The following is a 12,455-nucleotide window of genomic DNA, read 5'->3' on the forward strand; positions in this document are numbered from 1 at the left end:
TATTGAGGCTATCCATAGCGATGTGACTGTCTGAAAGAGTAACCTCAATTAGATCATATTTTTACTTAGATTGGTATGAGTCCCGCTGGTGCGCCAGCCCGACCGATACGCCACTTCTTCAAAAGCCTCAGGAGAAATGCTGAGGCTTTTTTGTGTGAGTAACAATGTTCGGCCTACGGGCAAATAGCCCAAGATTCGGCGTCCTCGGAATTTCTTGTATATATGTTTACGTCGTTATTGGTAGTTATAAAAGTGCCGCAACCAATGCTCGGCAATGGCTGTTTCGTCAGCCTCGCTTAATGGTTGGATCCCCGGTTTGAAGTCTTCTGGTTGGCAAAGCAGTTGTAATCCGGCAAGCATGTGCGCCGCTTCGAATAAATACAGAGTAGGATCTCCCATCCCTGTTTTGAACGGGGTATTGGCTGATTCACCGCCAGCAAGAAGGTAGAGGCGATGGCCTTGCCGCGTCTGATATTCACGGACTAATTTATTCCCGCCTACTTCAATTAGCGCACCATTGGCGATCAGGCTTGGCAGATTGAGTTCATCATCGGCCGAGGTCACGGTGGCGATAAAACTGTTGTCATTGATAGAATCAAGGAGGTGCTCAGGGATCGCACCATTACCTGTACAGCAGTAAATCAAATTACATTCGTGGACCAATCGTTCTATTGAGCTTACTTGTACACCGTTGCGGGGAAATTGAGTTAGCCTTCTTGGGTCGATATCTGCGACTAGAATGTTGCCAATAGCTTTCCCTTTAAGGTATTGGATCACCCCGCAACCTAGGTTACCGGCACCAATCACACCGACTTTTAGGAAACCATCATTATTGAGTTTCAATCCAAACTCTTCACGTAGGATCTGATCGGAATAATGGACAATGCACTCTGAAGCCTCGTAGTCAGCAGGGGCCTTGATACTGAGATGGGAGACAGTGACCAGTGGGTGATTCAGGTTGCAGTTTAAGTACTTGTACAAGCCATTGGCGGTGAGTTCGGTGATACCGACGAGTTGTTCCTGAAATACTTTGCTAAGGTGCTCGATGGCATGAGAGAAGTAACCGCCGTGATCTAGGAGTAGAAACTTGCTGTCCGCATCGATGTATTGACGGATAAAGGTTTCAGCCGCGAGGGGATCTCTGAGGTGTTCCTTAGTTATTCCATGATTGGCTATAGTACAGCTAGGCAGTTTCTCGATCGTTGCCTTGATCTCGCGGTTACCACTGGTTGTCGCTCCCTTGGGAATAAAAATTAATTCATGGGCCAGCTCGGCAAGGACATTGATATAAGGCAGCGAACCTTCGTAGCAATGCATGACTGAAAAAATAATTAGGTTTTGAGGTGCTTTATAGCACTGTGAAATCTGCTTTAGGAAGTCGTAGCCTTTGGCGGCATAAAAATCAGAGTAGTACGAATGAGTTAAGATTGGTTGGGGCATTGTTATTATTCCATTGATAAATTAATTGCAGCCAAAAAGATTCAGTAGTGCATAGAGTAATGGCTCATTCTGTCGGCTTTGTTTACAGCACAGACCTAAATGCATCGGCTGTACTTTTTCTTTTTCTAGCCGTTTGACTTTATTGCCTACCGGGCTGTTCTCAATCACCACATCCGGAGCTATACCTACCCCACAGCCAAGGGCAACCATACTGACAATGGCTTCGTGACCACCGACTTGAGCATAAATATTAGGCTTTATCTTTTTGCTTTTTAGCCATCTATCGGCCTTATCTCTTGCGGTGCCCGACTCCGGTAAGATAAATGGTAGGCTGGCCCAGTTCGGTGGTTCTGCCAATGCTTTTTGCAGGCTCGGTGGTGGGAGAAGAGGGGCGATGATCGACATCGAAACATTGTCGAGTTCAATGTAGGTCATCTTTCCCGGTAAGGTATCAGGCTTGGCGGCAATGGCGATATCGGCTTCATCTTGCTGTACTTTATCGATCGCTTGGGCGGGATCGCCGGTAAGTAGCTGGATCTCAACCTGGGGATAGAGCTGACGGAAACGGTTTAGGATATCGGGCAGGTGGCTATAGCTGGCGGTGACGGAGCAAAATAGCTTGAGTTTACCTTGTAGTTTGTGGTGATGATCTGCAAGTTCAGCTTTGACCTTCAGCCAGTTAGCGACAATGAGTGCCGCCGTCGGCAAAAGGGTTTGCCCTGCAGAGGTTAGTTCGACACTTCGGTTATCACGAACAAACAGGGTTTGGCCTAAATCTTCTTCGAGACGCTGAATGATCCGGCTGAGGGCTGATGGGCTGATATGCATGGCCTGGGCGGTCTGGCTAAAATTCTTTGATTCGCACAGGTGAAGAAATAACTGCAAGGTTTTTATGTTCATCTTCCATGTTGCACTTTTTGCAATGACTTATTGTGAATATATCACTTTGCGCAACTTACTGCTTGATCTACTATCGGATTATTCGACAAGTACTGTCGACCCAAGGAATAGAATTCACGGAGTTTGCTGTTATGGCTAATTATTTCAATACCCTAAATCTTCGCCAGCAATTAGATCAACTAGGTCGTTGCCGATTCATGGATCGTAACGAGTTTGCCAACGAGGCTGATTACCTTAAAGGCAAGAAAGTCGTTATCGTCGGTTGTGGTGCCCAGGGCCTGAACCAAGGTCTGAACATGCGCGACTCTGGCCTTGATGTGGCTTACGCCCTACGCCAGGCTGCAATCGACGAGCAGCGCCAGTCTTACAAGAACGCGAAAGAAAACGGTTTTGAAGTAGGTAGCTACGAAACGTTGATCCCGAAAGCGGATCTGGTCGTAAACCTAACGCCGGACAAGCAACACACCAATGTGGTTGAGACAGTAATGCCGTTGATGAAGCAAGGCGCGGCACTGGGCTACTCTCACGGTTTCAACATTGTTGAAGAAGGTATGCAGATCCGCCCTGATATTACTGTTGTCATGGTTGCACCTAAGTGTCCGGGTACCGAGGTACGTGAAGAGTACAAGCGTGGCTTTGGTGTTCCAACACTGATTGCGGTTCACCCAGAGAACGACCCTCAAGGTGATGGCCTAGAGATTGCCAAGGCATGGGCTGCTGCAACTGGCGGTCACCGTGCAGGTGTGTTGGAGTCCTCTTTCGTTGCTGAAGTAAAATCTGATCTGATGGGTGAGCAAACTATCCTGTGTGGCATGCTTCAGGCTGGTTCGATTGTTTGCTACGAGAAGATGATTGCTGATGGTGTGGATGCGAGCTATGCCGGTAAGTTGCTGCAGTACGGTTGGGAAACCATTACCGAAGCACTGAAATTCGGTGGCATCACTCATATGATGGATCGCTTGTCTAACCCTGCGAAAGTGAAAGCCTTTGAACTATCAGAAGAGCTGAAAGATCTAATGCGTCCGCTTTACAACAAGCATATGGACGACATTATTACTGGCCACTTCTCTAGCACCATGATGGCTGACTGGGCCAACGACGATGTGAACCTGTTGGGTTGGCGTGGTGAGACAGCAGAAACCGCATTTGAGAACTACCCAGATAGTGATATTGAGATCTCAGAACAAGAGTATTTCGATAACGGCATCTTGATGGTGGCAATGGTACGTGCTGGTGTTGAACTGGCGTTCGAAGCAATGACGGCTTCCGGCATTATCGAGGAGTCGGCTTACTATGAATCACTGCACGAGTTGCCACTGATTGCTAACACTATTGCCCGTAAGCGCTTATACGAGATGAACGTGGTTATCTCTGATACGGCTGAATACGGTAACTACCTGTTTGCCAATGTTGCGACACCGCTACTGCGTGAGAAGTTCATGCCGTCGGTAGGCACGGACGTGATAGGCAAGGGTTTAGGTGAGACTTCTAATCAGGTTGATAACGCAACGCTAATTACGGTGAATGACACTATTCGCAACCACCCGGTTGAATACATCGGTGAAGAACTGCGTGGTTACATGACAGATATGAAGCGCATTGCTGTAGGCGGTTAATTTTCCCCAAAAGCTAAACATAAAAAAGCCCGGATGATTATCCGGGCTTTTTGTTAGTCATTTCGCAAGATTACTCTTGCTCGGCATCTGCCTTTGGTGCCATGCGGCCTTCTAGCTCATCAAGCTTCTGCTCAAGTGCAGTTAGCTTCTGGCGGGTACGCAGCAGGACCTGGGTCTGTACATCAAACTCTTCACGGCTGACAACATCCAGTTTACCAAGCTGTGCTTGGATCACTTGGCGAACTTTCTGTTCTACATCGTTGCCTAGCTCTTTGACTGGCTGAGGCATGGAATCCTGGATCTGCTTGGCCACTTGCTCAAGTTTCTTTGGATCAAACATAGCTTAGTTAACTCCGTAACGGCATTTCATTTGTTGTCGTTATTTTATTCAAATATAACAGGATTGTCGTTGCTGTTGGTACAAAATAAAAGAGGCCGTTAAAACGGCCTCTTTGTTTGCTTGCTTCGATTAGCAATCGTGCGCTTCTTTCAAGGCATTGCGTGCTTCATCAGCACGCCTAAGCTTTTCCAAGTCTTTGTCCTCGACAAAGACCGGCAGCGGCTTATGAATGCTCGCAAGGTAAGAATAAATAACCGGCAGTACAAACAAGGTGAATACCGTACCGATAGCCAGACCGGCAACGATAACGATACCGATACTGAAGCGCTGGGCCGCACCGGCACCGGTGGCGTACAGTAGCGGGATCAGACCGGCAATCATTGCAGCCGTGGTCATCAGGATTGGACGCAGACGAATTTTCGCCGCTTCCATCACAGCTGCCGTACGGTCTTTCTTGTGGTGCAGCTGCTCTTCTTTGGCGACTTCACAAATCAAGATACCGTGCTTGGTGATAAGGCCAATCAGGGTGATCAGGCCGACCTGCGAGTAGATATTCATCGAGGCCGCACCCCACGCCAAGGCGATGAGGGCACCACAAATTGCCAGCGGTACCGATACCATGATCACTAACGGGTCGCGTAGCGATTCGAACTGGATAGCCAGAACCAGGAAGATGATCGCTAATGCCAAGGCAAAGGTAGTATACAGCGCATTACCTTCGGTCACGAACTGGCGGGCTTCACCCATGAAGTCATACTGGTAGCCTGCTGGAAGGGTACTGGCCGCTTCGTTCTGGAACCAGTTGATCGCATCACCCATCGCGACACCCGGAGCAGGGACAGCGCCGACTGTTGCTGAGTTCAGCTGGTTGAAGTGCGGCAGTGAACGCGGTTCAGACACAACGTCAATCGTCACCAAGCTCCCCAGCGGAATTGCATTGCCGTCAGCAGCACGGACATAGTAGCCCTTAAGTGACTCAGGGTTGAGGCGGTACTTACGCTCTACCTGTGGGATCACCTCGTAAGAGCGACCGTTGAGGTCGATACGGTTGACATAACCATCGGTCATCATGGTACTTAGGGTGATACCAATATCCTGCATCGTCACGCCATAGGCGCCGGCCTTGTCCTTGTCGATCTTGATCTTCATCGTTGCCGAGTCGTAGTTCAGATCGAGATCCGAGTAGACGAACATTGGGTTACTTTTTACCTTACCCAAAATATCGCTACTGATCTGGAATAGGCTCTCGAAGCTGTTCGGTGTAGTGAGCACAAACTGGATTGGCAAGCCTGAGCCCGCACCGGGTAGCTCTGGCATCTGGAATGCCGTGACGGCCATTTCCGGCACGTCCTTCACCAAGTCCGTCACTCGCTTGACCACTTCAGCCTGGCTCTCTTCACGTTCGCTCCAAGGTACCATCGAGGCAATACCAAAGGCCTGGTTGGAGTTCGGTACCCCTGAGAAAACCTGAGCAAAGGCTACTTCTGGCTGTTCGACCAGCATACGGTTCACTTCGCCCATGGTGTTCTCGATATAATCGAGGTTGGCATTTGATGGTGCGGTGCCCATCATAACCAGTACGCCTTTATCTTCCGATGGTGCCAGTTCACTCGGGATGAACTTGAACAGCACAGGCATGACACCGAATACCAGCAGTGCGAACACAATAACAACCGGGCGCATTTTCATGATCCCGCCAAGCATTTTCTCGTAGCGGTTGGTCATGCGATCAAGGAAATGGTGTACCGTGGTTTCGAACTTGCTTGGCTTTTCATTGGCCTTCAGCATTTTCGAACACATCATCGGTGAAAGTGTCAGGGCGATGATCCCCGAGACGAATACCGCACCGGCCAGGGTTAGGGCAAATTCCTTGAACAGTGAACCGGTGATCCCGCCCATCATTGCGATCGGTGCATATACCGCACCCAGTGTCAGGGTCATAGCAATAACCGGCACGGCGATTTCACGGGTACCGATAATCGCTGCACGGAACGGCGATTCCCCTTCTTTGATATGGCGGTCGACGTTTTCCAGTACCACGATTGCATCATCAACCACGAGGCCGATAGCCAATACCATAGCCAGCAGAGTCATCAGGTTCCACGAGAAACCAAATGCCTGCATTACCATGGCAACGCCAATCAACGAGAGCGGAATGGTCACAATCGGGATAATAACCGCACGGAAAGAGCCGAGGAACAAGGTGATCACTACCAGTACGATCAATGCTGCTTCGGCAATGGTCTTGATAACCTCATTGATAGACTCGTTAATCGCAATGGTCGAGTCATACATGATGTTCATCGAGATGTTGCTCGGCATGTTGCGTTCAAGTTCCGGCAACAACTCATAGACATCGGCGGCAATGTTGATCGGGTTGGCACTTGGCGCAGCATTGATCGCTGCGACAACAGCCTCTTCACCGTTGGCAGAAGCACGATAGATATCATGACTCTTTTCCAGTGATACCTTGGCGATATCACCGAGGCGGATCACTTGACCTTCCTGGGTAGACACGACCAGTTTTTCCAGATCGTCGGTATTGCTCACCTGGGTATCGGCTGTACCGTTGTACAGCACGAATTCACCCGTCGCCTGACCTGTGGCGGACTGGTAGTTATTGGCGTTCAGAACGTTCATCACGTCTGTTGCTGTTAGGTTGTAGGCCGCCATTTTGGCAGGGTCCAACCACACGCGAAGGGCATATTTCATCCCGCCGTATAGGTCGACCTTGGAGACACCGTTTACCGTGAACAGTTGTGGGTTGATCACTCGCTCTAGGTAGTCGGTGATCTGGCTCGAAGCCAACTCATCACTGGTAAAGCCGATATACATTACCGCTGTTGTCGAGCCTGTCGACATGGTCACGGTTGGATCTTCGGCTTCTTTCGGTAACTGGGAACGGACCGAGTTGGTCTTGGCAAGAATATCTGCCAGAGCCGCATTCGGGTCAGTATTCAGCTTCATGGTGACCGTAATGGTCGATGAGCCGAGCACCGACGACGAGGTCATGAAGTCGATATTATCAGCCTGTGCGATGGCCTGCTCCAATGGCTGGGTAATAAAGCCTTGGATCAGATCGGCACTGGCACCGTAGTAGCTGGTCGTAACCGTCACGACGGTATTGGTCATGTCAGGGTATTCCCTGACCTGCATTTTGAATATTGCCTGCAGGCCAAGAAGGGCGATCAAAAAGCTGATCGATACCGCTAGCACAGGACGTTTAATAAAAACATCTGTAAAGCGCATGTCTCCTCCGGATCACAGCATTGGGGTTTCAGCTGGGGCTTCCAGCGAGTTGCTTTCTACCACACGAACTTTGGCATGGTTACTCAGGCGTACTTGACCGGAAGTCACTACGGTATCACCAGTTTTCACACCCTCAAGGATGTGGACACTGTTACCTTTGCGCTCACCGACTTTGACGACAGACTGGGTAACCCGAAGGATACCGTTTTCATCTTCACCGGCCAGATAGACATTATCGCCATACAGGGTATAGGTAATTGCGGTCTGTGGCAGGATGATTTGGTCTTCCAGCGTCGGCAGGATAATGTGGGCTCGGGCAAACATACCGCTACGAAGCTGCCCTTCATTGTTCGGGATATCAGCCTGGATCTGTACTAAACCGCTCTGGTAGTTCACCGCGGGCTCAATCGCACTGATCTCACCGTTAAACGGTGTTTTCGGGTAGGCATCAACAAAGATCTCAACGTCCTGACCCAGATGAATCTCTGAGATATCGGTCTGGGGTACCGTAAAGCGCAGTTTCATCAGAGAAGTATCTTCAAGGCGCACCACATCGTCACCTGGTTGGATATATTCACCGAGGAACACATTACGTAGACCAACGATACCGTCGAACGGTGCCTTGATAGTACGGCGCTCAATGGTCGCTTTCAGGCTTTCGATGTCGGCAGCCAGAGAGAAATACGACGCTTCGGCATCATCATAGGCTTCTTTGGATATCGAACCTTTTTTGAATAGGCCACGGTAGCGCTCATACTTCGCCTTGGCGGCTGGAAGGCGAGCCTGGGTACTTTTTAGGTTGGCAGCCTCGACATTGGAGTCTAGTGCCAGGAGCTGTTGCCCTGCTTTGACAGCGGCACCCGATTCAAAGTCGAGGGTTTTGATCACCCCTGTAACTTCGGTGGTAATGGTGACACCCTGATTGGGCTCGATAAAGCCGATTGCTTCGATGGCTGGAACCCAGTTGCCCGGCTCGGTGGTGGTCACTGTGACTGGAAACTCCGGCTCAGGCATGCTGGCCATGTATTCGGCGATTTTTTGTTGCTTGAAGAGATTGAAACCAATCACGCTGCCAAATAGCAGCAATGCGATCAGTAGCATCACTATCCATTTTTTCATTGTTGGGTGTGCTCCGAAGTTAGCTAATGTTAATGCTGAATTATGGCGTCCCATGAGGCCTGGATGGCTGCTTCTAGCGCGTCATCATTGACCTTGTAAACGCCGTTTATATGTTTGCGAGCCAGGCAAATACTTGGCTCAAGGCTTAATGCGCTCAAGATTTCGTTATCGAGGTTTTTGAACAGGCCAGAAGCCTTTCCTTCCTCGAATAACGTACTCACCTTGGCGAACATTTTCTTTTCTAATAATTTTTGTTCATGGCTTTCACGCCGGGGCAGGTTCTCAAACTGGCCACGGTTGATCAGTGGGGCATCTTCTTGGGTGGCCATGTTCCAGATGTTTAACCACATAGTGCGAAACCTATGCTGCAACGGCATGTCATCTGACACGTTCTGGCTGATTTTGTTCGCGACATGAGCCAAAATGTGATCATGAAGCTGATGCAACAGATCATCTTTGTCCTCGAAGTAGCGATAAATCGTCCCAGCGGCCACCCCTGCCTCCTTGGCCACCATTTGCATCGAAACCCCGTGAAAACCATGTTCTGCCAGTAACGTTTCCGTTGCCTGGAGAATGCGTTTTTTCTTGTCACTCATAAAAGGCAGTTTGTAAATAAAGATGGTGAATGAATGTTCATTCACCATTCTATGGTGCCTGATTATATGTGCAAGCAGTTTTTTTATTTAGTCAGGATGAGTAGGCTTAATCGGTAGGCGAATAGACAATGGCGGTGAACCCGCTACAATGCGCCTGCTGACCCGAAGATCAATACAGGATTAAGTCAATGAAACTGAACCCAAGGCAAAACGAAGCGGTAAAATACGTCGCTGGACCAAGTTTGGTCCTTGCTGGCGCAGGCTCGGGCAAAACCCGAGTGATCACCAATAAAATTGCCTACTTGGTTCAGCAATGTGACTACAAAGCCCGTAATATTGCGGCGTTGACCTTTACCAATAAGGCTGCCCGTGAAATGAAGGAGCGGGTAGGGCAGACGCTTGGCAAGCAGGAAGCCAAGGGGTTGATGGTTTCAACCTTCCATACCCTGGGGCTCAATATCATCCGTCGTGAGTACAAGGTACTGGGGCTTAAGGCCAGCTTTTCCTTATTTGATGACCAAGATCAGATGGCCTTGCTCAAGGAGTTGACCGAGCAACAGATTGATGGCGACAAGGATTTGCTCAAACAGCTATTGTCGACGATTTCCAACTGGAAAAATGACATGTTGTCGCCGGCACAAGCCAAGGCACATGCCTCAAGCGAGCGCGATCAGATGTTCGCCTATTGCTATGAGATGTATCAGCGGCAGATGAAGGCTTACAATGCCCTTGATTTCGATGACTTGATTTTGATGCCAGTGTTGCTGTTGCGTGATAACCAAGAGGTTCGCCAACGTTGGCAGAACAAGATCCGTTACCTGCTGGTGGATGAATATCAGGATACTAACACCAGCCAGTATATTTTCGTTAAGCTGCTGGTGGGTGAGCGTGCCCGCTTTACCGTGGTTGGCGATGATGACCAGTCTATCTATTCTTGGCGCGGTGCCCAGCCGGAAAACTTGGTGCAGCTGAGCAAAGACTTCCCTAGCCTGAGGGTTATCAAGCTGGAGCAGAATTACCGCTCGACCAGCCGTATTCTGCGTACTGCGAATATTCTGATTGCCAATAACCCGCACGTGTTTGAAAAAACGCTGTTCTCGGAAATCCCCGATGGCGAGATGCTCAAGGTGATCACCGCCAAGAACGAAGAGCACGAAGCGGAAAAAGTGGTGGGGGAACTGATTGCCCATCGCTTCTTGAATAATACCCAGTATAAGGACTATGCCATCCTTTACCGAGGCAATCACCAGTCCAGGTTGTTCGAGAAAGCCCTGATGCAAAACCGGATCCCCTATAAGATTTCCGGTGGTACCTCGTTTTTCTCACGGGCAGAGATCAAAGATATCATGGCGTACCTGCGCCTGCTGACCAACTTAGATGATGACAATGCCTTTTTGCGTATCGTTAACACCCCACGCCGTGAAATCGGCCCGGTGACGCTGGAGAAGCTTGGTACCTACGCTAACATGCGAGGCAAGAGTCTGTTTGCTGCTAGCTTCGAAATGGGGTTGGAACAGCACCTATCTGGCCGTGGTTTGGAATCCCTGCAGCGCTTCACCCGTTGGGTGGTTGAGTTATCCGATAATGCCGAGCGCGGTGATACCGTTGCAGCTGTGCGCCAGCTGGTGCGGGATATTAATTACGAAGATTGGCTATATGAGACATCGCCTAGCCCGAAAGCGGCCGAGATGCGAATGAAGAACGTCTCAGATCTGTATAGCTGGATCACCGCCGACCTTGAAGGAGACAACTACGATCAGGAAGTGAAGACCCTCAAGGAAGTGGTCCAGCGCCTGACCCTGCGCGATATGATGGAGCGGGGCGAAGATGACGATGATGCCGATCAGGTTCAGCTTATGACGTTACACGCCTCGAAAGGCCTGGAGTTTCCTTACGTGTACCTTGTGGGCAGCGAAGAGGGGATATTGCCGCACCAAACCAGCGTTGATGAAGATAATGTTGAGGAAGAGCGCCGTTTAGCCTACGTGGGGATCACCCGCGCCCAAAAGGAGCTGACCTTTACCTTGTGTAAGGAGCGCCGCCAGTTTGGCGAGCTGATTAAACCTGAGCCAAGTCGGTTCTTGTTTGAGTTGCCGCAAGATGATCTGGAGTGGGAGGCTGATAAAAAACCAATGACCCAGGAGCAGCGAATGCAAAAGGGCCAGGCCCACATAGCCAATATCCGGGCGATGTTCAAGAAATAGCGCTGTAATCAATGAGCAAGCACTTTTCAGGACGGGACAGTATATAAAGAAAAAGCGAGGGCCGGTGGCACTCGCTTTATTCGTTGTAGGGGAGAGACGCTTGAATTACAGCCCTTCGATCATATGGTCAATGGCGGCAACAATTTCATCATCGCTACAATCCATACATGATCCCTTGGCTGGCATGGCATTGAAGCCGTTAATCGCGTGATCAGCCAGTACATCATTACCTTTGGCAAGGCGAGGGCTCCAGTCCGTAGAATCACCAATCTTTGGTGCGCCCATGATTCCAGTCCCATGACATGCTGCGCAAAAGGTACCGTAGACGGTATCACCGCTACGAGGGCCGGCAGCCACAACTGGGCCCGAAGGGGCGTCGCCCTCAAGGTAAACGGAGCCTACCGGTTTGATACGTTCTGCGATAGCTTCATCTGACATATCGGCTGCCACAGCAGTGCCGGTAAATGCCAGGGCAGCAACAGCCGTTACCATAAGTTGTCGAAGAGAAAATTCCATTGAGCTCACCTTTACACTTCCAGATCATTATGTGCTATTGCCACAGTCTTATTTCGTGTTTGTTGTAGTCAAACTGTTGAGACAAGGCAGTGTTTATTTATAGAATGTTTGATTTGTAAAAACAACGTGAGTATATCGCCTATTTTCATCGTGATAAACTAGGGGGCTGCTTTTGTATGATGCGAATCAACAGTTATTTGCCTATATTTGCAGCGAACGAGAAAAAAACTAAAAAAAACACTTTACGAGGAGGGCCCCGATCCGTAATATTCACCTCCGCCGATAGGGCATGCGCCCGTAGCTCAGCTGGATAGAGCGTTGGCCTCCGGAGCCAAAGGTCGAAGGTTCGAATCCTTTCGGGCGCGCCATTCCGGACAGGATCGTATCGGCAAAAGTAACAATGGTGGCTATAGCTCAGTTGGTAGAGTCCCGGATTGTGATTCCGGTTGTCGCGGGTTCAAATCCCGTTAGCCAC

General features: G+C 49.7%; 9 protein-coding genes and 2 tRNA genes. 4 read left to right on the plus strand and 7 right to left on the minus strand.

The features are described 5' to 3' along the window. Positions 1 to 234: 234 nt before the first annotated feature. Together NHN17_RS07315 and ilvY are read right to left on the minus strand one after the other, a co-directional pair. On the minus strand, positions 235 to 1,440 hold the full coding sequence (locus NHN17_RS07315; RefSeq protein WP_255041562.1) for a Rossmann-fold NAD(P)-binding domain-containing protein: 1,206 nt from the start codon (positions 1,438 to 1,440) through the stop codon (positions 235 to 237). Between the two features lie 21 nt (positions 1,441 to 1,461). Next, the gene (gene ilvY / locus NHN17_RS07320) at positions 1,462 to 2,340 is read right to left on the minus strand and encodes an HTH-type transcriptional activator IlvY (RefSeq protein WP_255041564.1); all 879 of its coding nucleotides are present in this window, start codon (positions 2,338 to 2,340) and stop codon (positions 1,462 to 1,464) included. 131 nt (positions 2,341 to 2,471) lie between these two features. On the opposite strand from ilvY, the gene ilvC reads away from it, so the two are divergent. After that, a complete protein-coding gene (gene ilvC, locus NHN17_RS07325; protein ID WP_255041565.1) occupies positions 2,472 to 3,956 on the plus strand; it encodes a ketol-acid reductoisomerase in 1,485 nt (494 codons plus the stop codon). Between the two features lie 70 nt (positions 3,957 to 4,026). Here ilvC and ubiK read toward each other — a convergent pair whose 3' ends face one another. The 4 genes from ubiK to NHN17_RS07345 all read right to left on the minus strand — a co-directional run bounded on the left by ubiK (position 4,027) and on the right by NHN17_RS07345 (position 9,260). Next, the gene (gene ubiK / locus NHN17_RS07330) at positions 4,027 to 4,296 is read right to left on the minus strand and encodes a ubiquinone biosynthesis accessory factor UbiK (RefSeq protein ID WP_255041567.1); all 270 of its coding nucleotides are present in this window, start codon (positions 4,294 to 4,296) and stop codon (positions 4,027 to 4,029) included. Positions 4,297 to 4,425: 129 nt separating this feature from the next. After that, a complete protein-coding gene (locus tag NHN17_RS07335; protein WP_255041569.1) occupies positions 4,426 to 7,545 on the minus strand; it encodes a multidrug efflux RND transporter permease subunit in 3,120 nt (1,039 codons plus the stop codon). A gap of 12 nt (positions 7,546 to 7,557) precedes the next feature. Continuing rightward, positions 7,558 to 8,664, minus strand: coding sequence for an efflux RND transporter periplasmic adaptor subunit (locus NHN17_RS07340; protein WP_255041570.1), 1,107 nt, complete (start codon positions 8,662 to 8,664; stop codon positions 7,558 to 7,560). Between the two features lie 29 nt (positions 8,665 to 8,693). Beyond that, positions 8,694 to 9,260: a TetR/AcrR family transcriptional regulator gene (locus NHN17_RS07345; protein ID WP_255041571.1), complete on the minus strand. Its 567-nt coding sequence runs from the start codon at positions 9,258 to 9,260 to the stop codon at positions 8,694 to 8,696. Positions 9,261 to 9,448: 188 nt separating this feature from the next. Here NHN17_RS07345 and rep point away from each other — a divergent pair, with 188 nt between their 5' ends. Next, entirely contained in the window at positions 9,449 to 11,464 is a 2,016-nt protein-coding gene (gene rep, locus NHN17_RS07350) for a DNA helicase Rep (RefSeq protein WP_255041572.1), read from the plus strand. 105 nt (positions 11,465 to 11,569) lie between these two features. Here rep and NHN17_RS07355 read toward each other — a convergent pair whose 3' ends face one another. After that, entirely contained in the window at positions 11,570 to 11,980 is a 411-nt protein-coding gene (locus NHN17_RS07355; protein WP_255041573.1) for a c-type cytochrome, read from the minus strand. 291 nt (positions 11,981 to 12,271) lie between these two features. On the opposite strand from NHN17_RS07355, the gene NHN17_RS07360 reads away from it, so the two are divergent. Together NHN17_RS07360 and NHN17_RS07365 are read left to right on the plus strand one after the other, a co-directional pair. Next, positions 12,272 to 12,348, plus strand: a tRNA-Arg gene (locus NHN17_RS07360). A 35-nt stretch (positions 12,349 to 12,383) separates the two neighbouring features. Next, positions 12,384 to 12,455: transfer RNA gene (locus tag NHN17_RS07365), tRNA-His, on the plus strand.

The sequence above is a fragment of the Photobacterium pectinilyticum genome, from assembly GCF_024357955.1.
GTDB lineage: Bacteria > Pseudomonadota > Gammaproteobacteria > Enterobacterales > Vibrionaceae > Photobacterium > Photobacterium pectinilyticum.

Coding starts and splice junctions, on each gene's coding strand:
- NHN17_RS07355 (WP_255041573.1), bottom strand. CDS start 11,980: ATGGAATTTTCTCTTCGACAACTTATGGTAACGGCTGTTGCTGCCCTG.
- rep (WP_255041572.1), top strand. CDS start 9,449: ATGAAACTGAACCCAAGGCAAAACGAAGCGGTAAAATACGTCGCTGGA.
- NHN17_RS07335 (WP_255041569.1), bottom strand. CDS start 7,545: ATGCGCTTTACAGATGTTTTTATTAAACGTCCTGTGCTAGCGGTATCG.
- NHN17_RS07315 (WP_255041562.1), bottom strand. CDS start 1,440: ATGCCCCAACCAATCTTAACTCATTCGTACTACTCTGATTTTTATGCC.
- ubiK (WP_255041567.1), bottom strand. CDS start 4,296: ATGTTTGATCCAAAGAAACTTGAGCAAGTGGCCAAGCAGATCCAGGAT.
- NHN17_RS07340 (WP_255041570.1), bottom strand. CDS start 8,664: ATGAAAAAATGGATAGTGATGCTACTGATCGCATTGCTGCTATTTGGC.
- ilvC (WP_255041565.1), top strand. CDS start 2,472: ATGGCTAATTATTTCAATACCCTAAATCTTCGCCAGCAATTAGATCAA.
- ilvY (WP_255041564.1), bottom strand. CDS start 2,340: ATGAACATAAAAACCTTGCAGTTATTTCTTCACCTGTGCGAATCAAAG.
- NHN17_RS07345 (WP_255041571.1), bottom strand. CDS start 9,260: ATGAGTGACAAGAAAAAACGCATTCTCCAGGCAACGGAAACGTTACTG.